Here is a 26,267-nt window from a genome sequence, read left to right as displayed (position 1 = left end):
AAACCTGAGGTTTTGATGTTGTTGTGTGGTTTTAGGTGTTGGCGTGAAGCGATTCGCGATCTAGGATGAAGCCAGATCAGTCGCTTGACTGAAGTTGCAATGCAAGGCGTTAGGAGGCCCTCATGTACGAACATTTGTTGGTGCCGGTAGACGGCAGCGAGTTGTCGAACAAGGCCATTGAGCACAGCATTGGCCTGGCCAAGATGCTGGGCGCGTCGATCACCGGGTTCACAGCCGAGCCGCCACTGCCCGTGCTGGTGGTCGAGCAGGCCGCCGTGGCTTATGACGTGGCCACGTTTCAGGAGCATGAAAAGCGCTGTGAGGCGCATGCCCGTGAAATTCTCGAAGCGTTTGCGGCCCGGGCCAAGGAGGCCGGGGTGCATTTTGATGGCCAGTTCATGATCACCGACAACGTTCAGCAGGGCATCGTGGACACGGCGCGCAAGCAGGCCTGTGACCTGATCGTGATGGCCACGCACGGTCGCCACGGTCTGGATGCCCTGATTCATGGTTCGCTGGCCAAGAGCGTGCTCGCTCACAGCCAGGTGCCCTTGTTGATCCTGCATTGATCCCTGTTTGATTCCCGTTTGATCAATTAACAACCGAAGGAGCATGACATGAGCGAACTGACTTCCACCCAAAAGGACAAGCTGATGGCCGACCTGCAACTGGTCATGGCTGATGCAGAGGCGCTTTTGGCGGCTACTGCTGGTGACGCCGGTGCGGGCGTGGCCGAGTTGCGCAAGCGCGTGCAGGCCACGCTGTCGAGCGCCAAGACGGGGCTGATCGAGGCGCAGGCCGCCGTGGTGGACAAGGCCAAGGCCGCCGCCAAGGTGACTGACGAATACGTACACGAGAACCCCTGGAAGTCCATCAGCATTGCCGCAGGCGCGGGGCTGCTGATCGGCCTGCTGCTGGGCCGTCGATGAATGGCTGAATCCGCCGATCAATCGTCCCAATCAGCTCAGGCGCATCGGGGGCGGCTCATGTCCTCGGTGCAGGGCCTGGCCGCCACCTTGATGGCGATCTTCCAGACGCGGCTGGAGCTGCTGGCCACCGAGGTCGAGGAAGAGAAGCAGCGCCTGCTGGCGGTGCTGGGGTGGGGGGCCGTGGCCATCTTGATGGGCACCGTGGCGAGCGTGTTCCTGGCCGGCTTCATCACCGTGCTGTTCTGGGACACGCACCCGCTTCTGGTGCTGGGCTTGTTGACGCTGGCTTTCGCGGCGGTGTGCCTGTGGGCGGTCAAGCGCGTTCAAGCGATCACGGCATCGCCGGAGGGCATGCTGGCCGCCACACTGGCTGAGCTTCAGGATGATCACGACGCCTTGCTGGCGGCGGCCAAGGGCTCGTCTGAGCCTGACCAGAAAGGGTGATGCGCATGTCGGCTCGCATGGCTGAACTGGCTTTGAAAAAGCGCATGCTGCGCCAGCGCAGCGCTGTGTTGCGGCATGCCTTTGCGCTGCAGGTCGATGCCCGCGTGGCACCCTTGGCGGGGCTGGCGGACCGGGCTGTGTCCACGGGGCGCTGGGTGGGGCGCCATCCCTATTGGGTGGTGGCAGCCGCCGTGGCGCTGGCTGTCTGGCGGCCCAAGGGCGTGGTGCGCCTGGCAGGCCGAGGCCTGTGGGTTTGGCAGACCTGGCAGCGTTTGCAGCCCGTGGTGCTGCCTTTGCTGGCGCAGTTCAATGGCGTGGCCAATAGCTCGGCCAATCGCTCAATCAATAGCGCGAAAGATGGCTCGCCCATGAACCCGGAAAACCAAGACATCACAAAGGCATGACCATGCGCATGACGTTCTATGGCGCAACCGCCACGGTGACCGGCTCCAAGACGCTGGTTGAAGCCGGGGATGTGAGGATGCTGGTGGACTGCGGCATGTTCCAGGGCTTCAAGACCTTGCGTGAGCGCAACTGGGCGCCCCTGCCGTTTGATCCGGCCAGCCTGGATGCCGTCTTGCTGACCCATGCCCACATCGACCACAGCGGCGCCTTGCCCTTGCTCACGCGCCATGGCTTCAAGGGCACCATCTGGGCCACAGCGGCCACGGCCGACCTGTGCGAGGTGCTTTTGCTGGACACGGCGCACCTGCAAGAAGAAGAGGCGCGCTACCGCAACCGCCACGGCGCGACCAAGCACAAGCCTGCCGAGCCGCTCTATACCGTGCAGGACGTGCGGGCCTGCCTCAAGCACATCAAGCGCGTGCCGCCAGACGGCGTGGTGGAGCTGGACGAGGATGTGCGGGTGCGCTTCACGCGTGCCGGGCACATCCTGGGCGCGTCCAGCGTGGCCATCGAGTACCAGGGCAAGACAGCCCTGTTCTCAGGCGACCTGGGGCGCGATGACGATCTGGTCATGCTGCCGCCCGCCACCGGGCAACAGGCCGATTGGGTCGTGATCGAGTCGACCTATGGGGATCGCCTGCACCCTGAGCTGGACCCGATCGAGAAGCTGGGTGATGTGGTGAGGCGTACCGCTGCGCGTGGCGGCGTGGTCATCATCCCTGCGTTTGCTGTGGGGCGTACGCAAGGCGTGCTCTATGCGCTTTATCGCTTGCGGGAGGCCAAGGCCATCCCCGACATGCCGGTGATCCTGGACAGCCCGATGGGCATTTCCGCGACGGGCCTGTATGAGCGGCACCGTGCGGAGCACCGCCTCACCGAAGAAGAGTGCGATGGCATTCGCCAGATGACGCGTTTCGTGCGCGATGTGGAAGAGTCCAAGGCCTTGATGAGCCAGCGCTACCCGATGATCATCGTCGCGGGCAGTGGCATGGTGACGGGGGGACGCGTGTTGCACCATATCGCGCACTATGGGCCGCATTCGCGCAACTCGATCGTGCTCAGCGGCTTTCAGGCCGGTGGCACGCGTGGGGCTTCCCTGGCGGCGGGCGCGACCTCGCTCAAGATGTTTGGCGAGTACGTGCCCATGCGCGCCGAGGTGGTGCAGATCGAGGGGCTGTCGGCCCATGCCGACCAGGCCGGTTTGCTGGCCTGGCTCAAGGCCCTGGGCAAGGCGCCCGAGCACGTCTTCATCAACCATGGCGAGCCTCAGGCGGCCGATACCCTGCGCCTGCGTGTGGGCGAAGACCTGGACTGGAACGCCAGCGTACCGGATTACAGGGACGCGGTGGACCTGAGTTGACCTGTCGCAAAGCCGCGAGCGCGTCAGGCCGTTACCGTCGGGGGCAATTTCATTTTTGAACGCTGCCCATGACGCACGACACATTCGAATCGCCCTCACTCCCCTCGGATCATGTTGACGTGGACCTGGCGCGCAAGTTCGGCGCCAGTGGGCTGCGCAGCATGCACCTGGGTGGGCGGGCGCTTTTGCCCATCGTGCAGGGGGGCATGGGCATCGGGGTGTCGGCCCACAAGCTGGCGGGCAGCGTGGCGGCCATGGGCGGCATGGGCACACTGTCTTGCGTGGACATCCGCCGGCATCACCCGGATCTGATGGCCAGCACGCAGGGGCTGTCATCCCGTATCGGGCAGGACGACGATACCCGCGAGCGGATCAATGCCGCCAATCTGGAGGCGGTCGAGCGTGAGGTCAAAGCCGCACGCTTGCTGTCCCAGGGGCGTGGCCTGCTGGCCATCAATGTGATGCGCGCCGTCAGTGACTACGCCGGCTATGTAAAGCGTTCGCTGGAGGCCGGCATTGATGCGGTGGTGGTGGGCGCCGGCCTGCCGCTGGACTTGCCGGATCTGGCTCAGGATCACCCCAAGGCTTTGCTGATCCCGATCCTGTCGGATTCGCGTGGCGTGCAGTTGATCATCAAGAAGTGGGAGCGCAAAAAGCGCCTGCCCGATGCCATCGTGATCGAGCACCCGCGGCTGGCCGGTGGGCACCTGGGTGCGGCCAAGATCGCCGATCTCAATGACCCGCGTTTTGATTTCGAGCGTGTGATCCCCGAGGTGCTGGCCTTCATGCGCTCTGCCGGGATCGAAAAGCACATTCCCCTGATCGCTGCAGGTGGCATCCGCACGCACGAGGACATCCGCCGTATCCAGAACCTGGGTGCCGATGGCGTGCAGTTGGGGACCCCTTTTGCCGTGACGCTGGAGGGCGACGCGCACCCGGAGTTCAAGCGTGTGCTGGCCGAGGCCCGTGACGAGGACATGGTCGAGTTCACCAGCGTGGCCGGCTTGCCCGCGCGTGCCGTGGCCACGCCCTGGTTGAAGGCTTACTTGAAGATCGAGTCACGCTTGCAGGCGGTCAGCCATGCCAAGAAGCGCTGCACCAAGGCCTTTGATTGCCTGGCGCAATGTGGCCTGCGCGATGGCCTGCAAGGCTGGGGGCAGTTCTGCATCGACAACCAGCTGGCTGCGGCCATGCGGGGTGACGTCAAGAAGGGCTTGTTCTTCCGCGGCACCGGTGCCTTGCCCTTTGGCAGCCAGATCCGCAGCGTGCGGGATCTGATGGAGCGCTTGTTGACGCGCGAAGAAGCGGCGCTGGCCGCTGCGGCCTGATCCTGCTCAGGGGTGAGCCGGGGCTTCAAGCCCCTTGTCGATGTCGGCTGAGGTGAAGTGGGCCAGGCGCTCGGCGTCGGCCGGGTGGCTGCTGAATGCAATGCCGATGCGCTTGTCGGTGTCATCGCCTGCAGGGGGGGCAGCATGGCCCTTGTGTTGTCCCTCATCTTTGATGCGCTGAAAGAACACGCTCATCACCGATGGGCGGACGTGGTTGCGGTGCATGAAGACGATGGCCGCGTCGTCCGCCTCGCGCTCCAGATCACGTGAGTAGGCGAGTTGCCCCATGAGGACAGGGGCGCTGGCCAGTACGGTGCTGAAGTCACCGAACGCCACGCTGCTGATCACCCCGAGCAAACCTGCCTGAATCAGGCCTCGCAAGCCATGGCGGCCCGTGATGTGCCCGATCTCATGCCCGAGCACGCCGATCAGAACGTCCTCGCGGTCGTGCAGCAGGCCGATCAGCTCGTCGGTGATGACGATGTTGCCATCTGGCAGGGCAAAGGCATTGGGCCCGATGCGCGCCTGCCTGAATTGAAGCTGGATGGGCGGTGGTGTGGCGTTTGTGTCTGCGCTTGCGCCATCCAGCCCTTGCGCAATGGCCTTGGACAGCGAGACACGCCAGCGCGCCTGTTCCTGCTGGCTGAGCTGGCTGGGCTTGAGCCATTGCTCGTCCATGGCCCGCAAAGTGGCGCGGCCGACCTGCTGGCTTACCGCCTGTGGGATCAGCGGCGCGACGAACCTCGCTGCCAGCGGCAGCCCCCACCAGTAGCCCATCACCGCGACCATCAGCAAGACGGTGGTCGCCAGCATGGTCCATCGCCAGCTCTGGTGTGCGCGTGTGCTGAGTGGGGCGCCCAGGTCATGGTGGTCCAGCCAGCTGTCCCAGTCCGCAGGGTTGACCGCCTGGATGGTGCCCCCGTCGGTGAAGTGGGCCAGGCGGGCGCCATGGCGCGTGCGCTCGCTCCACTGCACCTTGTTGAGTGGCACCTGCCGGATCAGGCCAGGCCCGGACAACTGCAGCATGCCGCGCTCCACCCACATGAGAACGGGTTGGGCGCGGGCGGTCAGGCCATCGAAATAGGCCACCGACAGTTGGTGAGAGGACGACATGGGCTGGATCACAGCCCGAGGTCAATGCCGGCGAGGTCCGCGGCAAGGTCTCCTGTGGCGTTGGCGCAAGCCTGGCGTGCCTGACCGACCAGCGTGTCCGGGTCCTGGCGCGTGTGGATCACGATGGCTTGCAGCCGGGCCCGTGCCAGTGCCACGGCGGCAAAGGGCCAGTACAGGCCGAAGGTGAGCATGATCAGGAGCCAGTTCTTGAGTGCCAGGCCGGCCATGTCAGACCACCGCAGGTGACTTTTGAAGCGCACCACCCGGTTGCCGGTTTGTGTCCACACCAGATTTTGCAGGTGCACGCTGAAGTAGGGCGCCACGATGACCTGGGTCAGCAGGATGTAACCAGCGAGCACGGGCAGCATCATGGACATGGCGGAAAGCAACTGCTTGGGGTCTGGCCGGGGGGCCATGTGCCCACCGCCCAGCACCGAGCCCAGCAGCCCGCCCACCAGGACCAGGCCCGTGGCCGCGGCCAGGGTCAGCAGGCCGGTTTTCAGAAAGATGGCCAGGACGTTGCGGTAAGTGGCCTTGAACGTGGTCTGCAGCTGGCCCAGTGCGTAATGGGCATGCTGATAGCGCTTGATGCGCCAGATCATGTAGGGCGCCAGCGCGAGGCTGCCCAGCACCATGACCACCGAGAGCACCATGGGCACCACGGCTTTGCCGAGGTCGCGCGGCAGAAAGGCCATCAGGATGCCGCTGAGCATCATCACGCCCACGCCAATCAGCATGGGGTTCAGGAACACCATGTAGGCGCTTTTGAGCGAGCCGGTGAAGTGAAAGCGCAAGCCGCGCCAGCTGGTTTGCGACAGGCGGAACTGCAGGGACGAGCGCAGCAGCGCAGGCCACAGGGCAGCCAGGATCAGCCCGGCGACAGCGCCCGAAACGGGCGACACCCGCCCCGCCACGCCATACAGCACCATGAGCAGGCTGACCAGCAGAAAGCCGCGCAGCATCTGGCGCGGGTTGCCATGGAAGCCCAGCGGGTGGCCGATCACGAAGGTGTTGCCATAGAAGTAGCGCAGCTTGCGCGCCTTGGCCCAGGGGTAGTAGAGCCCCAGGGTGACCAGTGTGAGCAACAGGTTGACGACCCAGATCCTGAAATATTCGCTGCCCGAGCCGGTGAAATGGATGGTGTGCAGGCTGGCCGGCCGCGCGCCCATCGCGGAAATGAAGGGCGAGGCGGTCATGCCGCCGGCTGGCGGGCCGGGCAGGCGAAGCTGGTTCATGTTTTTCCCTGTTTTTTTTGTGTGATGGCCAGGCCTTTGATGGCCTTTAACCAGGTATGTCCGGCAAGCCCGCCTACAATTTTTAGATGAACGAGCGCACTGACACCCCTGGATTGTTTCCTCAACAGCCCCCTGCAGGCAATTCCCCCATGCTGGTGGGCCTCAATCCGGAGCAGTTGGCCGCCGTGACGGCCCCACCTGGCCCGACCTTGATCCTGGCGGGTGCGGGTTCGGGCAAGACCCGTGTGCTGACCACGCGCATCGCCTGGTTGCTGCAGACCGGGCAGGTGTCCCCCGCGGGCATCATGGCCGTGACCTTCACCAACAAGGCGGCCAAGGAGATGCAGGCGCGCCTGTCGGCCATGCTGCCCGTCAACACGCGGGCGATGTGGATCGGCACCTTCCACGGCCTGTGCAACCGCTTTCTGCGCGCACACGCCAAGATCGCCGGCCTGCCTCAGGCCTTCCAGATCCTGGACACGCAGGACCAGCTCTCCGCCGTCAAGCGCATCATCAAGGCGCTGAAGTTCGACGAAGAAAAGTGCATCCCCAAGCAGACCAGTTATTTCATCGCCAACGCCAAAGATGCCGGCCAGCGCCCCAAGGACATCCAGCCGCGCGACGAGCTGGGCCGCATGCAACTGGCCGTCTACCAGGCCTATGAAGACCAGTGCCAGCGCGAAGGCGTGGTGGACTTTGCCGAGTTGATGCTGCGCACCTACGAGATCATGCGCGACCACCCCGAGGTGCGTGAGCATTACCAGCGCCGCTTCAAGCACATCCTGGTCGACGAGTTCCAGGACACCAACCGCCTGCAGTACGCCTGGCTGAAGATGTTCGCCGGCAACCCCGCCGTCACCGGCAACAGCGTGTTTGCCGTGGGCGACGACGACCAGAGCATCTACGCCTTCCGCGGCGCGCTGGTGGGCAACATGGCCGATTTCGAGCGCGAGTTCCGCGTGCCCAGCGTGATCAAGCTGGAGCAGAACTACCGCAGCTTTGGCCACATCCTGGATGCGGCCAATACCCTGATCGCGCAGAACAGCCGCCGCCTGGGCAAGAACCTGCGCACCGACGCAGGGCAGGGCGAACCCATCCGCATCTACGAGGCCAGCAGCGACTTTGCCGAAGCCCAGTGGGTGGTGGACGAGGCCCGCCAGTTCAAACGCGAAGGCCAGCCCCTGCATGAAGTGGCCGTGCTGTACCGCAGCAATGCGCAGTCGCGGGTGATCGAATCGGCGCTGTTCAACGCCGGTGTGGCCTACAAGGTGTATGGCGGCCTGCGCTTTTTCGAGCGGGCTGAAGTCAAGCACGCGCTGGCTTACCTGCGCCTGCTTGAGAACCCGAATGACGACACCAGCTTCCTGCGCGTGGTGAACTTCCCGGCGCGTGGCATTGGCGCGCGCAGCGTGGAGGTCTTGCAGGATGCGGCGCGTTCATCTGGACGCAGTCTGGGACAGAGCGTGACGGCGGTGCCAGGCAAGACTGGCGCCAACCTGCAAGGCTTTGTCGCCTTGATTGATGCCATGCGCGAGGCCACCCGTGGCCTGACGCTGCGCCAGATCATCGAGCACGTGGTGGAGGCCTCGGGCCTGGCCGATTTCTACCGCGCAGAGAAGGAAGGCCAGGAGCGCCTGGAAAACTTGGCCGAACTGGTGAACGCCGCCGAAGCCTTCGTGACCCAGGAGGGCTTTGGCAAGGACGCCGTGGCCCTGCCCGTGGACGAGCCCGCTGGCACCATTGCCCAGGGCCTGCCTGCGGCCGTGGCCCAGGTTGACACCCTGCCTGACGCTGAAACGGGCGAAATCATCTCGCCCTTGCTGGCCTTCCTGACGCATGCCTCGCTGGAAGCGGGCGACAACCAGGCCCAGCCAGGCCAGGATGCCGTGCAGCTGATGACCATCCATGCCGCCAAGGGGCTGGAGTTCAACAACGTGTTTTTGACCGGGCTGGAAGAGGGCCTGTTCCCGCACGAGAACTCAATGAACGACACCGATGGCCTGGAGGAAGAGCGCCGCCTGATGTACGTGGCCATCACCCGCGCCCGCCAGCGCCTGCACATCAGCTTCAGCCAGACGCGCATGCTGCACGGCCAGACCCGCTACAACATCAAGAGCCGCTTCCTCGATGAGTTGCCCGAGGGCGCGCTCAAGTGGCTCACGCCGCGCAACCAGGGCTTTGGATCGGGCTTTGCCAAGTCCTACAACGATGCCTGGGCCAGCGGCAAGGGCATGGGGTCCATGGTGGGGGCCGGGGCTCAGCCTTACCGATCCAGTGGTGGTTCAGGTGAGGGGGGCAGCCGAGGTGGCTACGGTGGCCAGTACTACGGCGCCAAGAAGGAGGACGACTTCAAGGACCTGACCGCACCGCTGCCCACCAAGATGGCCCAGGCCAAAACCGAAGGGGGCTTGCGTGTGGGCCAGAGCGTGTTCCACAACAAGTTTGGCGAAGGCGTGGTGCTGACCCTGGAGGGCAATGGGCCGGATGCCCGCGTGCAGGTCAACTTCGGGCGTCACGGCACGAAGTGGCTGATGCTGAGCGTCGCCAAGCTCACGCCGATCGAATAAGGCGCAGGCCGGGCCGGATGCTGGCCCGGCGTGGTATCAGACCAGGCCGTTGCGGATCGCGTAGGCGATCAGGTCGGAGTTGTTGGTCAGGCCGAGCTTTTCCAGCACGCGGGCGCGGTACACGCTCACGGTCTTGGGGCTCAGCAGCAGTTGCTCGGCGATGTCCGACAGGCGCTTGCCCGAGGCGATCATCACCAGGGTCTGCAACTCGCGGTCAGACAGCTTCTGGTGCGCGTCCTCCTGGGCCGGTGCGGTCAGGTTCTCGACCAGCATCAGCGTCATCTCAGGGGTCACGTACTTCTTGCCCTGCGCCACGGTGCGCACGGCCGCCACGATCTGCGCGGCGTCGCTGCCTTTGTTCAGGTAGCCCGATGCACCGGCCTTCAGCGCCCGCATGGCGTACTGGTCTTCGGGGTACATGGAGACGACCAGCACCCTGAGCGTGCTGCCTTCTTCCTTGAGCACGTGCAGCACGTCCAGGCCGCTGCGGCCGGGCAGGTTGATGTCCAGCACGAGCACATCGCAACTCTTGTCGCGCAGCAGGGTGCGCAATTCGCCGTAATCGGCCGCTTCCCCCACCACATCGATGTCCGGTGCATCGGCCAGCGTGTCGCGGATACCGCGTCGGATCAGGGCATGGTCGTCGCAGAGAATGACTTTGATCATAGTTTGCCCCATACGGTGGGGTCGTCAGGGTCAGCCTCGTTGCCCAACGCGCTGGCTTCCAGATCGGGCAACAGTCGATCGATGAAACCATTTTCCGGGCCTGACAGCGGCACGGACAGGATCAAGGTCGTGCCGTCCGGGTTGCTGCTGATGTCCACCCAGCCGCCCACCGTTTCAGCACGCTCATGCAGGCCGCGGATGCCGAAGGAGCGGGCCTTGGCCAAGTCCTCTGCATTCAAGCCTCGGCCATTGTCAGTCACTTCGATGGACAGGACGCCACCAGCTTGCGTCAGATCGACGCTGACTTTGCTGGCCTGTGCGTGTTTGGAGACATTGGTCAGCGCTTCTTGTGCAAATCGGTAGGCCACCAGGGGCACGCCGGGGGCCAGTTGCAGCTGCTCATGGCTGGTGCGGAAGGCCACGTTCAGGCCGGTGCGCTTGGCAAAGCGATCGCTCATCCATTGCAGCGCGGCCACCAGGCCTTGCTCCAGGATGGCCGGGCGCAGGTTGTGCATGATGCGCTGGCTGGCCTCGTGGGCGTGGCCAACGGATTCCAGGGCCTGCTGGACGCGCTCGGCGATTTCTGGCGAGCTGGCGTGGCGGGCAATCCAGGCCAGGTCGAATTTGACGGCGGTCAGCGCACCACCGACATCGTCGTGGATTTCGCGGGCGATGGCCGCACGTTCTTGCTCGATGCTGGTCTGCAAGTGCTGGGCGAGTTCGCGCAGCTGCTGGCGCGAGCGGCTCAGGGCCAGGTCGGCACGCTGCTTGGCGATGCGGGTGCGGTTGGCCTCGATGGCCAGCAGGGCGGCGGGCGCCAGGCGGGCCAGGTTGCTCTTGAGCAGGTAGTCGTTGGCGCCGTTGCGCATGGCCTGCACGGCGATGTCCTCTCCGATTTCGCCCGACACCAGGATGAAGGGCACCAGCTTGCCCATGGAGCGGACCTTGTCCAGCGCCGCCAGGCCGGAGTAACCCGGCAGGTTGTAGTCCGACAGGATCAGATCCCAGTCCTGCTCCAGGGCCTCGATGAGCGCCGCCTCGTTCTCGACGCGCACGATGTCGGTGTTGATCCCGCCACGGCGCAGGTGGATGGCGACCAGGGCATGGTCCTCGTCGTTGTCTTCCAGATGCAGGACACGCAGCTTCACTGGCGGCATGGGCGTGACGCCGGTCTGGGCGGGATCCGTCAATGGGGACATATCGGACACGGACTTCCTTCGCTGGTTCGATCTGGCGATATACGCCAAGTTTTCCCGTGTCATTGTGATCACCTCACACCGGGAAATGCGAAAAATTCTAACAACTGGCAAAGCCGCGTGATCTGATTGATTTCGGTATTAAGGATCACCCGAATTCAGCCGACAACGTCCTTGTGCCATGCCGTCTGGTCAAAGACGGTCCGTTCGTAATCTGGTTGAGTGGAGCCAAGATGAGCTACGACGATCCCGTCGACACCCCGCCGCCCGAGATGCCATTGTTATTGGCAGCCGAGCTGCAAGATCACTTGATGACCGCCCACCATGACCTGGAGCGCCTGCAGCGCCTGCTGGACGATGCCTGCGAGGTCCTGATGGAAGGATTTCACGGAACGGCCGGCCAACTGGGTGAAGTCATCGATCTGGGGCACGAGGTCACGCCGCATCTGCAGGCCGTGAGGCAGACGCTCTACAAGACCGTCACCGCCCTGCAGTTTCAGGACATGGCGACGCAGCTGATCGCCCACACGAACAAGCGTTTGCGCAACTGCGCCGACCAGATTGCCCGCGACGCGCTGGGGGACGACGATCCCGATGGCGTGGCGGTGGTGGACGAGGCCCCGATGAAGCCGAACCCGGTCACCCAGGACGAGGTGGACGCCGGATCGGTGGAGTTGTTCTAAAGAAGCCGTCCCACCAGCCGAAATAACGTCCGCCTAACCAGCATTCAATTAAGCCCCGGAGAGCGACATGCACTCGATCCTTGCCGTCGACGATTCTGCATCCATGCGTCAAATGGTTTCCTTCACGCTCAAGAGCGCTGGCTACAACGTCGTCGAAGCGGTCGATGGCCAGGATGCCTACGAAAAGGCGCAGGGCCGCAGTTTCGATCTGGTGCTGACCGACCAGAACATGCCGCGCATGGATGGCATCAGCCTGACCAAGAAGCTGCGCGAATCTCCCCAGTTCAAGACGACGCCGATCCTGATGTTGACCACCGAGTCCAGCGATCAGATGAAGCAGGCAGGCCGCGCCGCAGGTGCAACCGGCTGGCTGGTCAAGCCCTTTGATCCGACCAAGCTGATCGAAGTGATCCAGAAGGTGATCCGTTAACCGGGCGAGAGCCAGGTCCACGGGCGTCACGACGAATTTCAGGAGTCAGAGATGGCAGACACAAGCACCGATCACAGCGCGGCAGCAGGCATTGACCTCAGTCAGTTCTATCAGGTCTTCTTCGAAGAAGCAGGTGAGAACCTTGAGAACATGGAACAGCTTCTGCTGGAGCTGGACATCGAGGCGGCAGATGACGAGGAGATGAACGCCATCTTCCGTTGCGCGCACTCGATCAAGGGTGGTGCCGCCACCTTCGGTTTCAGCGATGTGGCCGAGCTGACTCACCAGATGGAAACGCTGCTGGACAAGCTGCGCCGCCATGAGTTGGTGCCCACGCCGCCCATGGTGGACGTGCTGCTGCAGTCCGGCGATGCCCTCAAGGCCATGCTGGGACGCCATCAGGGCTCCGGTGGCGAAGAGGTGGACACTTCGGGCCTGCTGTTCAACATCCGCGCCATGGTGGCCGGCGAGGCGCCGCCTGCTGCGGAGGCCCCTGTTGCCAAGGCGCAAGCGCCTGCGGCCCAGGCACCTGTCGCGGCTGCGGCAACGGCTGCAACCACAGGCAAGCGCATCGTCGAGCTGCGCGTGGGCCCGCTGAACGACCTCTCGCAGGCCGACAACCTGGTGGACCTGTTCAAGGAAATCACCGATCTGGGCACCATTGAACCGCTGCCCGATGACCCATCCCTGGATGCCACCCGCCGCTTCAAGGTGGAGACCGCCTCCGCCGAATCCGAACTGCTGGACCTGTTCACCTTCCATGTGGCGCGTGAGCAAGTGGCTTTCCTGCCTTACGGTGATGCCGCCACCCCTGCCGCACCCGCTGCGCAGGCTGAAGCATCTGAAAAGGGCTACGGCTTCTTCGACGATGCGCCTGGCGCCCCCGCCGCCGCGCAGCCTGTTGCCCCCGTTTCGGCTGTCGAGCCCCAGCAGCCCAAGCCTGCAACCGCCGTGGCCAAGCCTGCGGCGCCCAAGGCCGAGAAGCCCGCTGCCGCACTCGAAGCCTCGACCATCCGCGTGTCCGTGGAAAAAGTCGACCAGCTCATCAACCTGGTGGGCGAGCTTGTGATCACCCAGGCCATGCTGGCCCAGAACAGCCGCGGCCTGGACCCGGTCGTCTACCAGCAACTGGTGACAGGCCTGACCGATCTGGACCGCAACACCCGCGACCTGCAAGAGGCCGTGATGTCGATCCGGATGATTCCGATGTCGACGGTGTTCAGCCGCTTCCCCCGCATGCTGCGCGACCTGGCCAACAAGCTGGGCAAGAAGGTCGAGCTGGTCACCCAGGGTGAAGCCACCGAACTGGACAAGGGCCTGGTCGAGAAGATCACCGACCCGCTGACCCACCTGGTGCGCAACTCCTGCGACCACGGTGTCGAAATGCCTGCAGACCGCATTGCCAACGGCAAGCCCGAAGTCGGCACTATCACCCTGGCCGCTTCCCATCAGGGCGGCTCCATCGTGATCGAAGTGCGTGACGATGGCCGTGGCCTGTCGCGCGAGAAGCTGCTGCGCAAGGCCCGCGAAAAGGGCATTGATGCACCCGACAGCCTGACCGACTCCGAAGTCTGGAACCTGATCTTCGCCCCCGGCTTCTCCACGGCCGATGTGGTGACCGATGTGTCCGGCCGCGGCGTGGGCATGGACGTGGTCAAGAAGAACATCACCTCGCTGGGCGGCACGGTCGAGATTGATTCGGCCGAAGGCTACGGCATGCGCGTGGCGGTTCGCCTGCCCCTGACCCTGGCCATCATGGATGGCATGAGCGTGGGCGTGGGCGAAGAGGTCTACATCCTGCCGCTGTCGTCGGTGGTCGAGTCCTTCCAGGTCAGCCAGGAGATGGTCAAGACCATCGGTGGCTCGGGCCGCGTGGTCGAAGTGCGTGACGAGTACATGCCGGTGATCGAGCTGGAGAAAGTCTTCCAGGTGCCCCGATTCGATTGGGAGCACAACAGCGGGATCATGGTGGTGGTCGAGGCAGAAAGCGGCCGTGTGGCCCTGCTGGTCGACGAACTGCTGGGGCAACAACAAGTGGTGGTCAAGAACCTCGAGACCAACTACCGCAAGGTCAACGATGTGTCGGGCGCCACCATCATGGGTGACGGCCGAGTGGCCTTGATTCTGGACGTGGGCAGCCTCGTGCGCCGCTCGCGTCACTGAGTTCAACAGGAGACCATGCAATGGGCATGATGGAAAAACTGGACGTGCAGGCCGACCTGGCACGCGAGTACCTGACCTTCCGCCTGGGCGATGAAGAGTACGGCATCGACATCCTGAAGGTGCAGGAAATCCGTGGTTATGAGAACCCCACGCGCATTGCCAACGCACCGCATTTCCTCAAGGGTGTGGTCAACTTGCGCGGCACGATTGTCCCTATCGTCGACCTGCGTATGCGCTTTGGCTGCTCCTCTGCGGAGTACAACGCCTTCACCGTGTCGATCATCCTGCACATTGGTCAACGCACCATCGGTGTGGTGGTGGACTCGGTGAGCGACGTGATGGAAATCCCGGCCGAGGCCATGCGCCCCGCGCCAGAAATGACCTCGGCCATCGAGGCCACCTACATCCGTGGGCTGGCTCAGGTTGGGGAACGCATGGTCATCCTGCTGGACATTGAAAGCATGCTGATGAGCCAGGACATGGGTCTTGTTGATTGAAAACAGGAGATGACATCATGAACAAACTGTTTGGCGTAATGGCCCTGGCACTGTCTGTTGTGACCGGCTCGGTCTGGGCTGCCGAGGGTGGGGCCACCAAGGAAGATGCCGTGGCCATGGTGAAAAAAGGCGTGTCCACCATCAAGTCGGCCGGCGCAGACAAGACCTATGCCGAGTTTGGCGACAAGGCCAATACCACCTGGCACCAGCATGACCTGTATCTGGTGGTCTACGGGCTGGATGGCGTGGTGCGCGCACACGGCGCCAACGCCAAGATGGTGGGCAAGAACCTCATCGAGCTCAAGGACATCGACGGCAAGGCCTTCGTGAAGGAGCGTGTCGACATGGCCAAGACCCATGGCACCTTCTGGCAGGACTACAAGTTCACCAACCCCGAGACCAAGAAGATCGAGCCCAAGAGCATGTACTGCGAAAAGCTCGATGAGACCGTGGTGTGCGGCGGCATCTACAAGTGATGTGCGGCTAAGCCGAGACGACACAACGGGCCCTCAAAGGCCCGTTTGCTTTTGGTGGGCCCCCTTTCAGCCGACGGCCTTGCCGGGGTTGCGGTAGACATCGCTGAGTTCACCCGCGGGGCCAAACAGCCGGGCGCGCCAGGCCTCTTCCAGCGCCTGGGTCTGCTGCTGTCGGGGGTGGAATCTGCGGCGCCAGAACTTGGGCATGTGGCGAAGCACCTGGCTGATCAAGGCGCCATGCCCGAACAAGGCGCGCAGGCCCCGGCGGTTCTCCGCCAGATTGAACAGCTGCCCCTCCTTGATCAGCAGTCGCAGCCAACTGGCGACGACCGGCAGCATCACGAAGATGCCAACCAGCCACCCGGCCTGCTTGCGCTCGCGTTGCGTGCCGCCGATGAGCTCGAAGACGTCGTAAGCCACCGATTTGTGCTCCAGCTCCTCCAGCGCATGCCAGTACCAGAGCTTGAGCATCTCGGGGTCTGACGACGCGGCCAGCGCCTTGTCGGTCAGCCATTGCTCGGCCAGGTGGGCGGTGAAGTGCTCCATCATGGTCGTGCAGGCCAGTTGCAAGCGGGGCGAGAAGCGCTCCAGCTGGCGCAGCCCGAAGCGGACGTAGCGCGCAGGCAGATCGACATCCAGCCCGCGCTCGCGAAACAGCTCGTTGAGGCGCTCGTGCTCGCGGCCGTGCAGCGCCTCCTGGCCCATGAAGCCCGATACCTGTGCCTTGAGCACCGGGTCCGTGATGCGATCGCGGAAGTGACGCACCGACTCCATGAAGAAGCGCTCACCCGGCGGGAAGATGCCGGAGAAGACGACAAACATCAGGCTGGCCAGCGGGTTGTTGTCGTAGAAGAAATGGCGCTGGCTGTCTCGCGAGAAGCGGAAATCGATGTGACGGGGGGGGATGCCCACTTGGGCGCCGGTGAGCGCGCGTGGCGCGGCGGTGTCGGACATGCAGGTGTCTCCAGAGGTGGATGCGGCACGCCCGGTTGACGTGCACGATAATCAGCGCCAGTTTGTTCCGAATGTTTATTCGGATTCAATTCGGATCTCTGCATTTCGGCCTCAGGTCTTCGCCCATGCAACGTATTCCCAGGCAGCAACGCGCCAAATCCACCGTCGAAGCCATCCTGGATGCGGGCTACATCAGCCTGGGCCGCCACGGGCTGGCGGGCACGACCACCACCCACATCGCCGAGATCGCCGGCGTCAGCGTGGGCTCCCTGTACGAGTATTTCAAGAACAAGGAAGCGATCTACGAGGCCATGCGGGATCGTTTCGTGCGGGACCTGATTGGCGTGCTGCAGCCCCTGACGCCGCGCATCGTGCGCATGCCCTTGACGGAGGCCATCCCGCTCATCCTGTATGACGTCCAGGCCCTGTTGCTGCGGGATGAGCACCGCTACCTGAAGTACGCCCGCGAGGTGTTCAACGCGGATTTCCGTTTTGACCTCACCGATGTGTCCCGATCATTGGGTGACATCATCGTGCAGTACCTGCTGCACAACCCGCAATACGCCGGGATGCAGCGCTTTGCCGCCATGAGCTACATCTTCGTCAACGCGGGGATGTTCACCGTGATCCGGCACATGTCGGACCCGAACCCGCCCATTTCCTATGACGAGCTGGTGGACGGGCTGGCCCACATGGTGAGCCACTATGTGCGCATGGAGCGGCAACTGGCCCGACGCCAGAGCGGCGATGCGGGGGCTGCGGGCACCGAGCCGGCCAAAGGCGGCTGACTGAATTCAGCGCGCCTGGAGGGCGCTGGCAATGAGGGCGTCGAGCTGGGGCAGCGGCAGGGCCAGGCGTTTGCTGGCGTCGTCCACCTCACGCTGCTTGGGCGCCCACACCGGCGCGGGCCAGCGGGCATCCCATTCGAAGCGGGCGATCACGTGCCAGTGCAGGTGCGGCACCACATTGCCCAGCGAGGCCAGGTTGATCTTGGTGGGGGCGAGCGCCTCACGCAGCACGGTTTCCACCTTGGCCACGGTCTGCATGATGTGGCTGCGGTCCTCGGGGACGAGGTCGGTCCACTCGGCCACGTGGTCGTTCCAGATCACGCGGTAGAAGGCGGGGTGATCCTCGTCCAGCGCACGGATCACACGCAGTTTGTCGGTGCGCAGGATCAGCACACCGCCGTCCTGGGTGCACAACTCGCAGCCCACCACGCGGGAAGTATCAAGCTGCCCCATGATCAGACCAGCACGCGTTCGATGCCGCCGTTGTTGGCTTTCGCCACATAGTCCGGCATCCAGTTCTCGCCCAGGATCTGCTTGGCCATCTCGACCACGATGTAGTCGGCTTCCAGCAGGCCGGTCTGGGCATCGTCCACGTAGCGGCTCAGGCCCTGCAGGCAAGCGGGACACGAGGTCAGCACCTTGACGTTGTCCTTCTCGCCGATCAGGCCCTTGCTGCGCAACTCGGCCTCGCCCTTGCGGATCTCTTCTTCCTTGCGGAAGCGGATCTGCGTGGACACATCCGGGCGGCTCACGGCCAGCGTGCCGGCCTCGCCGCAGCAGCGATCGGACTTGATGACGCCGTCACCCACCAGGGCCTTGACGGTCTTCATCGGGTCCTGCAGCTTCATGGGCGTGTGGCAGGGGTCGTGGTACAGGAAGGCGCCCTTGCCTTGCAGGGTGATGCCCTTTTCCAGCAGGTACTCGTGGATGTCGATGATGCGGCAGCCCGGGAAGATCTTGTCGAACTGGTAGCCCTGCAACTGGTCATAGCAGGTACCGCAGGACACGACCACCGTCTTGATGTCCAGGTAGTTCAGCGTGTTGGCCACGCGGTGGAACAGCACCCGGTTGTCGGTGATCATCTTCTCGGCCGTGTCGAACTGGCCGGCACCGCGTTGCGGGTAACCGCAGCACAGGTAGCCCGGTGGCAGCACGGTTTGTACGCCGGCATGCCACAGCATGGCTTGCGTGGCCAGGCCCACCTGGCTGAACAAGCGCTCCGAGCCGCAACCGGGGAAGTAGAACACCGCCTCGGTATCGGCCGTGGTGCCCTTGGGGTCGCGGATGATGGGGACGTAGTCCTTGTCCTCGATGTCCAGCAGGGCGCGTGCGGTCTTCTTGGGCAGGCCGCCCGGCATCTTCTTGTTGATGAAGTGGATGACCTGTTCCTTGAGCGAGGCCGTGCCCACCGATGCCGGTGGTGCGTTGGTCTGCTTGCGTGCGGCCAGCTTGAGCACCTCGTTGCCCAGGCGCTGCAGCGGCATGGCGACATCCACCAGGGCGCTGCGCACGATCTTGATCGTCTGCGGGCTGTTGGTGTTGAGCATGAGCATGCCGGCTGCAGCAGCCGGGCGGAAGCTCTTCTTGCCCAGCTTGTTCAACAGGTTGCGCATGTTCATCGACACGTCGCCGAAGTCGATCTTGACCGGGCAGGGTGTCAGGCACTTGTGGCAGACCGTGCAGTGGTCGGCCACGTCCTCGAACTCTTCCCAGTGCTTGATCGACACACCGCGGCGCGTCTGCTCTTCATACAGGAAGGCTTCGACCAGCAGCGAGGTGGCCAGGATCTTGTTGCGCGGGCTGTAGAGCAGGTTGGCGCGCGGCACATGCGTGGCGCACACGGGCTTGCACTTGCCGCAGCGCAGGCAGTCCTTGACGGAGGCAGCGATGTCGCCGATGTCCGACTGCTGCATGATCAGCGACTCGTGGCCCATCAGCCCGAAGGAGGGCGTGTAGGCCTCGGTCAGGTCGGCGGCGTGCACGTCATCGCCCAGGGCTTTCAGGGCGGCGCCGCGCAGCAGCTTGCCCTTGTTGAAGCGGCCTTCGGGGTCGACCTTGAGCTTGTACGCCGTGAAGTTGGCGATCTCGTCGTCGGTCAGGAACTCCAGCTTGGTGATGCCGATGCCGTGTTCGCCCGAGATGACGCCGTCCAGCGCGCGCGCCAGCTTCATGATGCGGGCCACGGCTTCATGGGCCGTCTGCAGCATCTCGTAGTTGTCGCTGTTGACGGGCAGGTTGGTGTGCACATTGCCGTCGCCGGCGTGCATGTGCAGGGCCACCCAGACGCGGCCACGCAGCACCTGCTTGTGGATGCGCTTGAGCTCGTCCACGATGGGGCTGAGCGCCGTGCCGGTGAAGACCTTGGCCAGTTCGTCGCGGATCTCGCGCTTCCAGCTGGCGCGGATCGTCCAGGTTTGCAGCAGGTTGAAGACCGTGTCGCCGGCTTCCGGGGTGTAGGTCCCGTTGCGGTGTTGCTCGTAGCCCAGTGCGACGAGCTGGTCCGACACCGTGCTCAGCGGGGTGTCGATGTGCTCGTACAGGAACTGCCAGCGTGCGCGGACCTTGTCCAGCTGGGTCAGCGCGGCACCGACCTTCTCGGCCAGTTGCTCGGGGCTGGGCAGCTCTTCGGCATCTTCGACCTTGCCGAGATACGAAGAGATTGGCAGGTTGCCCCCTTGCACGAAGGTGATCAGCGCATCGGCAATGGCCAGCTTGTTGCGCAGGCTCAGCTCGATGTTGATGCGCTCGATGCCCAGCGTGTACTCGCCCATGCGCGGCAGCGGGATCACCACGTCTTCATTGACCTTGAAGGCGTTGGTGTGCTTGGCGATGGCGGCGGTGCGCTTGCGGTCGGCCCAGAACTTCTTGCGGGCATCGCTGCTGACGGCGATGAAGCCTTCGCCCGAGCGGCCATTGGCCAGGCGGATGACCTCGCTGGCGGCGCGCGCCACGCGGTCTTCGTCGTCACCGACGATGTCGCCGATCAGCACCATCTTGGGCAGGGTGCCGCGTTTGCTCTTGGTGGCATAACCCACGGCGCGCAGGTAGCGGTCGTCCAGGTGTTCTAGGCCTGCGAGGATGGCGCCACCAGGCTGCTTCATCTCCTCGAACATGAAGTCCTTGATCTCGACGATCGAGGGCACGCCTTCCTTGGGGTTGCCAAAGAACTCCAGGCACACCGTGCGCACGTGGCCGGGCATGCGGTGCACGACCCAGCGGGCGCTGGTGATCAGGCCGTCACAGCCTTCTTTCTGGACACCGGGCAGGCCGGCGAGGAACTTGTCGGTGACGTCCTTGCCCAGGCCTTCCTTGCGGAAGGTGCGGCCGGGGATGTCCAGGCGCTCGGTGCGGATCGGGGTCTTGCCGTCGGCCTGGAAATACTTCAGCTCGAAACTGGCGGTTTCGACATCATGGATCTTGCCCAGGTTGTGGTTCAGGCGCACCACTTCCAGCCATTCGGCATTGGGCGTGACCATGCGCCACGAGGCGAGGTTGTCCAGGGCGGTGCCCCACAACACGGCCTTCTTGCCACCGGCGTTCATGGCGATGTTGCCGCCCACGCAGGAGGCCTCGGCCGAAGTCGGGTCCACGGCGAACACGAAGCCCGCGCGCTCGGCCGCATCGGCCACGCGTTGCGTCACCACGCCGGCGCCTGTCCAGACGGTGGCCACGGGCTTGTCCAGCCCCGGCAGGTTCACCATCTCGACTTCGGTCATCGCCTCGAGCTTTTCGGTGTTGATCACCGCGCTCTTCCAGGTCAGGGGCACTGCGCCGCCGGTGTAGCCGGTGCCACCCCCACGCGGGATGATGGTCAAACCCAGCTCGACGCAACCCTTGACCAGGGCGGCCATTTCCTCTTCGGTGTCCGGTGTCAGGACGACGAAGGGGTATTCCACGCGCCAGTCGGTTGCGTCCGTCACGTGCGAGACGCGGCTGAGGCCATCGAACTTGATGTTGTCGTGCCGGGTGACCTTGCCCAGGACCTTGTTGGTGCGCTCGCGCAGGCCACCCATCTGGTCAAAGGCCTTGGCAAAACGGTCCACGGCATTGCGCGCGGCGCTCAGCAACTCACCAACCAGCGCGTCGCGCGCGCCATCGGAGCCTGCCTGATCCTCGGGGTGGCGACGCTTGTCGACCTCGCCCAGGCGGTGGTGCAGGGCGTCAATCAACTGGCCACGGCGCTTGGGGTTGTCCAGCAGGTCGTCTTGCAGATAGGGGTTGCGCTGGACCACCCAGATGTCGCCCAGCACTTCGTAGAGCATGCGGGCGGAGCGGCCGGTCTGGCGCTCGGTGCGCAGCAGGCTGAGCACCTCCCAGGCACGCTGGCCCAGCAAACGCTGGACGATTTCACGGTCCGAAAAGGAGGTGTAGTTGTAGGGAATCTCGCGCAGGCGGGGCTGGCCGTCGGCATGGGCGTCGGCGGCCTGGGCGGTCATGTGGGTCAGCTCGATGGGTGCGTTCATGAAGGCGCCAGACGCGAACAAACCGGTTCAACAAAGGGCAATTCGCCTGGGGTTTGGGATAACGCCCAGGCACTGCGGGGGAGGGTGGTTTTCGCGCCTGAGGCGAGATGTTAACGCAGCAGGTCAAGCCCTCGGGCAGAAAAGGGCAACCGACAGGGTCTTCTGAAAGGGTTTAGCCTTGGCTCAAATCGATATTCTGAGCAGCAGTTCAGAATTCAAAGCGTAGTAGAGCCCGCCATGACCCAATACGGACCCCAAGCCGCCCATTGGCCTTATCCATGCTGGATTGCCCACCGCGGTGCGGGCAAGCTGGCGCCCGAAAACACCATGGCTGCGTTCAGGCTGGGTGCCGAGCATGGTTTTGCCATGTTCGAGTGCGACGTCAAGCTCAGCGCCGACGGTGAGCCCTTCCTCCTGCACGACAACGAGCTGGACCGCACGACCAATGGCCAGGGCGTGGCCGGCGTGCTCAAGTGGGACGCGCTGTCCCGCCTGGACGCGGGCAGCTGGCACGGCCGCACCTACGCCGGGGAGCCGCTGCTGCGCCTGGAGGCGCTCTCGCGCTGGCTGCAGGCCTTGGGTCTGATGGTCAATCTCGAGATCAAGCCCACGCCTGGTGAAGAAGTGCGCACCGGCCGCATCGTGGCGCAACATGTGGCCCGCCTGTGGGCACAGTCCCAGATCAAGCCCTTGCTGAGCTCCTTCAGTGTGGACGCCTTGCACGCTGCACAGGAGGCGCAGCCCGAGTTGCCCCGCGCCTTGCTGCTGGACAAATGGGTGCGTGACGCCGTGGACCAGGCCCAGTCGCTGGGCTGCCAGGCGCTGGTGGTCAACCAGACCCAGCTCGACGCCGATCGGATCGAGTTGGGCCACGCCGTCGGTTTGAAAATGCTGACCTACACCGTCAACGACGCCTCGCGCGCCAGCACCTTGTGGCTGGCTGGCCTGGACGGGCTGATCACGGACCGGGTCGACCTGTTTGAACCTCAGGCCCGCCTGGGCGCCAACCCCGCTCAGTTGATGTACGTGGCCGAAGAATTCATCGCCTGAACATCGCCTGAACGAAGGGCCCCGGCAAGCAGCGCCAGGGCGTCAGCCCAGGGCCTTGAGCAGCTTGTCGTGGATGCCGCCAAAGCCCCCGTTGCTCATGCACAGGATCTGGTCGCCGGGTTTGGCCGCCTTGACCACCTTGGTCACCAGCGTGTCGATGTTGTCGGACACGATGGCGCGCTCACCCATTTCAGCCAGCGCCTCGTTGGCGTCCCAGCCCAGGCCACCGCTGTGGCAAAAGGCCAGGTCAGCCTCTTCGAGTGACCAGGGCAGCAGGGCCTTCATGGTGCCCAGCTTCATGGTGTTGGAGCGTGGCTCGAACACCGCCAGGATGCGGCTGGCCGGGCCCACCTTGCGGCGCAGACCGTCCACGGTCGTGCGGATGGCCGTGGGGTGGTGCGCGAAGTCGTCATAGACGGCCACGCCCTTGACTTCGCCACGCAACTCCAGCCGGCGCTTCACATTGGCGAACTGCCCCAGGGCCTCGCAGGCCTGTTGCGGCGTCACACCCACGTGCTCGGCCGCCGCAATGGCCGCCAGCGCGTTCATCTGGTTGTGCTCGCCCAGCAGGGCCCATTCCACGCGGCCCACCAGCACGCCCGCCTTCAATACATCAAAGGCGTGCGGCTCGCCACGGGCGCGGAAGCCCGGCACATCACCGCGCACACCAAAGCGTGCCACGTCGCTCCAGCAGCCCCGCGCCAGCACGCGCTCCAGCGCTTCTTCGCGGGCGTTCACCACCAGACGGCCGGTGCCGGGCACCGTGCGCACCAGGTGGTGGAACTGCGTTTCGATGGCGGCCAGGTCGGCAAAGATGTCGGCGTGGTCGAACTCCAGGTTGTTGAGTACGGCCGTGCGGGGGCGGTAGTGCACGAACTTGCTGCGCTTGTCGAAAAACGCGGTGTCGTACTCGTCCGCTTCGATCACGAAGGGGTGGCCCGTTGCGGGGCGCGTATCGGCAGCGGTGTCCCCCAGCCTTGCCGACACACCGAAGTTCTGTGGCACGCCCCCCACCAGGAAGCCCGGCTGCTTGCCTGCGAACTCCAGGATCCAGGTCAGCATGGACGTGGTTGTGGTCTTGCCGTGCGTGCCGGCCACGGCCAGCACATGGCGGCCTTGCAGCACGTTTTCGCTCAGCCATTGCGGGCCACTGGTGTAGGGCAGGCCGGCATCCAGGATGGCTTCCATCAAGGGGTTGCCGCGCGAGACCACGTTGCCGATCACGAACAGATCGGGTTCGAGCTTGAGCTGGTCAACCGTATAACCCTCGATCAACTCAATGCCCAGGGCACGCAGCTGGTCGCTCATGGGGGGGTAGACACCGGCGTCACAGCCGGTCACACGGTGGCCCGCTTCACGGGCCAGGGCCGCCACGCCACCCATGAAGGTGCCGCAAATGCCGAGGATATGGATGTGCATGTAAAGCTCAGAGTTGGCGGAAGGCCTTGCCGGCGGCCGCCACGGTTTGGGCAATGTCGTCAGCCGTGTGAGCCGCGCTCACAAAGCCGGCCTCGTACATGGCAGGGGCGAGGTACACGCCCTGGTCCAGCATGAGGTGGAAGAACTGGTTGAACTTGTCGGTGCCCTTGGCCATCACCGCCTGGTAGTGCTGGGGCAGGTGGTCGGCAAAGAAGAAGCCGAACATGCCGCCTTCGCAATCGGCGGTGAGCTCGACGCCAGCGGCCTTGGCCTCGGCGCAGAAGCCGTCCATCAGGCTGCGGGTGGAGGCTGACAAGGCCTCGAAGAAGCCGGGGCGCTGGATCAGCTTGAGCGTGGCCAGGCCGCAGGCGGTGGCCACCGGGTTGCCCGACAGGGTGCCGGCCTGGTAGACCGGGCCCAGGGGGGCCAGCTTGGCCATGATCTCGCGGCGGGCCGCAAAGGCCGCCAGCGGCATGCCACCACCGATCACCTTGCCGAACACGCTGATGTCGGGCTTGAAACCAGGCAGGGCCTTGGCGTAGATGCTTTGCGCGCTGCCCAGGGCCACGCGAAAGCCGCTCATCACCTCATCGAACACGAACAGGGCGCCGTGCTGGTCACACAACTCACGGATGCGCTTGATGAAGGGCACGCTGGCGCGCACGAAGTTCATGTTGCCGGCAATCGGCTCGATCATCACGCAAGCGATGTCGGCGCCTTGCGTGGCAAAGGCCTCTTCGATCTGGGCGATGTTGTTGTACTCCAGCACCAGAGTGTGCTGCACCACCTCAGCGGGCACGCCGGCGCTGGTGGGGTGGCCGAAGGTGGCCAGGCCCGAGCCGGCCTTGACCAGCAGCGCATCGGCATGGCCGTGGTAACAGCCTTCGAACTTGATCAGCTTGCTGCGGCCCGTGAAGCCGCGCGCCAGGCGGATGGCGCTCATGCCGGCTTCGGTGCCCGAGCTCACCAGGCGCACCTGCTCGGCGCTGGGCACGAGTTTGAGGAGGCGCCTTGGGCACGGGTGATGAAGCGGGGCGTGCCGCCCACGGCGCGGAAGGCGCGCACGGGCGAGTTGACGCCGCCAGGGATGACGCGTTGGGCGCGCTCAAAAAGCGAGGCGTTAGTGGACATTGCGGGTGTGCGGGGGAGGAAGCTGGTCGTTCAGATCGGTGATGTCGCCCTCGGTGGGCGCGCCTTCGGGTGGCTGTTCGCCAGGGGGCAGGGCCCAGAAGAAGCGATCGGGCACCACGCCGCCCATGCCGGGGCGGAAGCCCGAATCCAGGGCCTGGTCCAGGAAGCTCAGGGCCTCCGACACGGCCACATCCAGCGAGGTGCCCGTGGCCAGGATGGCGGCCAGGGCGGCCGACAGGGTGTCGCCTGCGCCCACGAAACTGGCCTCGAAGCGCTCGAAACGCTCACCGGCCACCGCGCCTTGTGGCGAGGCCAGCACGTTGTCAATGAACTGGTCGGGCAACTGCACGCCGGTCACCAGCACATAGGCGCAGCCATGTTCGGCAGCGGCCACAGCCAGCTCTCTGGCAGACGGTGAACGTTCCGCGTCCCATTCGGGCAGCAGGAAATCGGTCAGTGTCTTGTGGTTTCCCACCAACACCTGGCTGGCGGGCAGAATCAATTCGCGGAAGGCGTCCAGGTAGCCCATCTGGGCGTCCTCGTCCATCCAGGACAGGTTGGGCAGGTAGGACACCAGCGGGGTGTCGGTGTAGTCGGAGAGGATCTCGGCGACGGCGCTGATGCCCTCGGCGCTGCCCAGGAAGCCGACCTTCCAGGATGCGATGGTGATGTCTTCCAGCACGCTGCGCGCCTGGTCGATCACCGCCTCGGCATCGATCTCGTGGGACTCGAATACCTCGGCAGAGTCGCGAATCAGCAGGCTGGTGACCACAGGCAGCGCGTGCGCACCCATGGCGGCGATCGTGGCGATATCCGCCCCGATCCCTGATGCCCCGCTGGCGTCATTGGCATTGAAGCTCATGACGCATGCTGGCGAGCCCGCGTCCTGATCTTCTGCGGCGGTGTGGTCCTCTGGACCGGTCTGGGGGGCGTTCATGCGTGTGCAGTATTGGCTAGAAGGTGAGCCCGT

23 protein-coding genes and 1 pseudogene are annotated in these 26,267 nt (G+C 64.4%); 14 read left to right on the top strand and 10 right to left on the bottom strand.

Annotated features, from left to right (window positions below):
• Positions 1–122 precede the first annotated feature (122 nt).
• From HY019_RS16160 to HY019_RS16135, 6 genes are all read left to right on the top strand, one after another.
• Positions 123–569: a universal stress protein gene (locus tag HY019_RS16160; RefSeq protein ID WP_290694100.1), complete on the top strand. Its 447-nt coding sequence runs from the start codon at positions 123–125 to the stop codon at positions 567–569.
• 48 nt (positions 570–617) lie between these two features.
• On the top strand, positions 618–929 hold the full coding sequence (locus tag HY019_RS16155) for a DUF883 family protein (protein WP_290694098.1): 312 nt from the start codon (positions 618–620) through the stop codon (positions 927–929).
• 57 nt (positions 930–986) lie between these two features.
• Positions 987–1,373, top strand: coding sequence for a phage holin family protein (locus tag HY019_RS16150; RefSeq protein WP_290694096.1), 387 nt, complete (start codon positions 987–989; stop codon positions 1,371–1,373).
• Positions 1,373–1,777: a YqjK family protein gene (locus tag HY019_RS16145; protein WP_290694094.1), complete on the top strand. Its 405-nt coding sequence runs from the start codon at positions 1,373–1,375 to the stop codon at positions 1,775–1,777. The genes HY019_RS16150 and HY019_RS16145 overlap by 1 nt, the downstream gene beginning before the upstream one ends.
• Before the next feature lie 2 nt (positions 1,778–1,779).
• A complete protein-coding gene (locus HY019_RS16140) occupies positions 1,780–3,138 on the top strand; it encodes an MBL fold metallo-hydrolase (RefSeq protein WP_290694092.1) in 1,359 nt (452 codons plus the stop codon).
• 161 nt (positions 3,139–3,299) lie between these two features.
• Positions 3,300–4,466, top strand: coding sequence for a nitronate monooxygenase family protein (locus HY019_RS16135; protein WP_290694263.1), 1,167 nt, complete (start codon positions 3,300–3,302; stop codon positions 4,464–4,466).
• A gap of 6 nt (positions 4,467–4,472) precedes the next feature.
• Here the strand turns inward: HY019_RS16135 and HY019_RS16130 are convergent, their stop codons facing one another.
• Both HY019_RS16130 and HY019_RS16125 read right to left on the bottom strand, forming a co-directional pair.
• A complete protein-coding gene (locus HY019_RS16130; protein ID WP_290694090.1) occupies positions 4,473–5,579 on the bottom strand; it encodes a M48 family metallopeptidase in 1,107 nt (368 codons plus the stop codon).
• An 8-nt stretch (positions 5,580–5,587) separates the two neighbouring features.
• The gene (locus HY019_RS16125) at positions 5,588–6,814 is read right to left on the bottom strand and encodes a YjgN family protein (RefSeq protein ID WP_290694088.1); all 1,227 of its coding nucleotides are present in this window, start codon (positions 6,812–6,814) and stop codon (positions 5,588–5,590) included.
• 149 nt (positions 6,815–6,963) lie between these two features.
• Here HY019_RS16125 and HY019_RS16120 point away from each other — a divergent pair, with 149 nt between their 5' ends.
• Positions 6,964–9,381, top strand: coding sequence for a UvrD-helicase domain-containing protein (locus HY019_RS16120; protein WP_290694087.1), 2,418 nt, complete (start codon positions 6,964–6,966; stop codon positions 9,379–9,381).
• Between the two features lie 36 nt (positions 9,382–9,417).
• Here HY019_RS16120 and HY019_RS16115 read toward each other — a convergent pair whose 3' ends face one another.
• The gene (locus HY019_RS16115) at positions 9,418–10,047 is read right to left on the bottom strand and encodes a response regulator transcription factor (RefSeq protein ID WP_290694085.1); all 630 of its coding nucleotides are present in this window, start codon (positions 10,045–10,047) and stop codon (positions 9,418–9,420) included.
• Positions 10,044–11,246 (bottom strand): response regulator, encoded by a 1,203-nt coding sequence (locus HY019_RS16110; RefSeq protein ID WP_290694083.1) that lies wholly within the window; start codon positions 11,244–11,246, stop codon positions 10,044–10,046. Before HY019_RS16110 ends, HY019_RS16115 begins: the two co-directional genes overlap by 4 nt.
• 230 nt (positions 11,247–11,476) lie before the next feature.
• On the opposite strand from HY019_RS16110, the gene HY019_RS16105 reads away from it, so the two are divergent.
• From HY019_RS16105 to HY019_RS16085, 5 genes are all read left to right on the top strand, one after another.
• Positions 11,477–11,926, top strand: coding sequence for a hypothetical protein (locus HY019_RS16105; RefSeq protein WP_290694081.1), 450 nt, complete (start codon positions 11,477–11,479; stop codon positions 11,924–11,926).
• A 67-nt stretch (positions 11,927–11,993) separates the two neighbouring features.
• A complete protein-coding gene (locus HY019_RS16100; protein ID WP_035039376.1) occupies positions 11,994–12,356 on the top strand; it encodes a response regulator in 363 nt (120 codons plus the stop codon).
• A 51-nt stretch (positions 12,357–12,407) separates the two neighbouring features.
• Positions 12,408–14,519: a chemotaxis protein CheW gene (locus tag HY019_RS16095; RefSeq protein WP_290694079.1), complete on the top strand. Its 2,112-nt coding sequence runs from the start codon at positions 12,408–12,410 to the stop codon at positions 14,517–14,519.
• A 20-nt stretch (positions 14,520–14,539) separates the two neighbouring features.
• Entirely contained in the window at positions 14,540–15,016 is a 477-nt protein-coding gene (locus HY019_RS16090) for a chemotaxis protein CheW (protein WP_290694078.1), read from the top strand.
• A gap of 17 nt (positions 15,017–15,033) precedes the next feature.
• On the top strand, positions 15,034–15,492 hold the full coding sequence (locus HY019_RS16085; protein ID WP_290694077.1) for a cache domain-containing protein: 459 nt from the start codon (positions 15,034–15,036) through the stop codon (positions 15,490–15,492).
• A gap of 66 nt (positions 15,493–15,558) precedes the next feature.
• Here HY019_RS16085 and HY019_RS16080 read toward each other — a convergent pair whose 3' ends face one another.
• A complete protein-coding gene (locus HY019_RS16080; protein WP_290694076.1) occupies positions 15,559–16,446 on the bottom strand; it encodes a metal-dependent hydrolase in 888 nt (295 codons plus the stop codon).
• A gap of 125 nt (positions 16,447–16,571) precedes the next feature.
• On the opposite strand from HY019_RS16080, the gene HY019_RS16075 reads away from it, so the two are divergent.
• Entirely contained in the window at positions 16,572–17,234 is a 663-nt protein-coding gene (locus HY019_RS16075; protein WP_290694075.1) for a TetR/AcrR family transcriptional regulator, read from the top strand.
• Between the two features lie 6 nt (positions 17,235–17,240).
• Here HY019_RS16075 and HY019_RS16070 read toward each other — a convergent pair whose 3' ends face one another.
• Together HY019_RS16070 and HY019_RS16065 are read right to left on the bottom strand one after the other, a co-directional pair.
• Entirely contained in the window at positions 17,241–17,687 is a 447-nt protein-coding gene (locus tag HY019_RS16070) for an HIT family protein (protein ID WP_290694074.1), read from the bottom strand.
• 2 nt (positions 17,688–17,689) lie between these two features.
• Positions 17,690–21,697, bottom strand: coding sequence for an FAD/FMN-binding oxidoreductase (locus HY019_RS16065; protein WP_290694073.1), 4,008 nt, complete (start codon positions 21,695–21,697; stop codon positions 17,690–17,692).
• A 237-nt stretch (positions 21,698–21,934) separates the two neighbouring features.
• Between HY019_RS16065 and ugpQ the strand changes: the two genes are divergently transcribed.
• Positions 21,935–22,747: a glycerophosphodiester phosphodiesterase gene (ugpQ, locus tag HY019_RS16060; RefSeq protein ID WP_290694072.1), complete on the top strand. Its 813-nt coding sequence runs from the start codon at positions 21,935–21,937 to the stop codon at positions 22,745–22,747.
• A 42-nt stretch (positions 22,748–22,789) separates the two neighbouring features.
• Here the strand turns inward: ugpQ and mpl are convergent, their stop codons facing one another.
• The 3 genes and pseudogenes from mpl to HY019_RS16045 all read right to left on the bottom strand — a co-directional run bounded on the left by mpl (position 22,790) and on the right by HY019_RS16045 (position 26,234).
• A complete protein-coding gene (gene mpl, locus HY019_RS16055) occupies positions 22,790–24,166 on the bottom strand; it encodes a UDP-N-acetylmuramate:L-alanyl-gamma-D-glutamyl-meso-diaminopimelate ligase (protein WP_290694071.1) in 1,377 nt (458 codons plus the stop codon).
• A 7-nt stretch (positions 24,167–24,173) separates the two neighbouring features.
• A pseudogene (locus tag HY019_RS16050) lies at positions 24,174–25,297 on the bottom strand (glutamate-1-semialdehyde 2,1-aminomutase).
• On the bottom strand, positions 25,287–26,234 hold the full coding sequence (locus HY019_RS16045; RefSeq protein ID WP_363302775.1) for a bifunctional hydroxymethylpyrimidine kinase/phosphomethylpyrimidine kinase: 948 nt from the start codon (positions 26,232–26,234) through the stop codon (positions 25,287–25,289). The pseudogene HY019_RS16050 and the gene HY019_RS16045 overlap by 11 nt, the downstream one beginning before the upstream one ends.
• Between the last annotated feature and the right edge of the window lie 33 nt (positions 26,235–26,267).

The organism is Aquabacterium sp. (genome assembly GCF_016195855.1).
GTDB lineage: Bacteria > Pseudomonadota > Gammaproteobacteria > Burkholderiales > Burkholderiaceae_C > Aquabacterium.
This window is presented reverse-complemented; position numbering and strand designations above follow the sequence as displayed.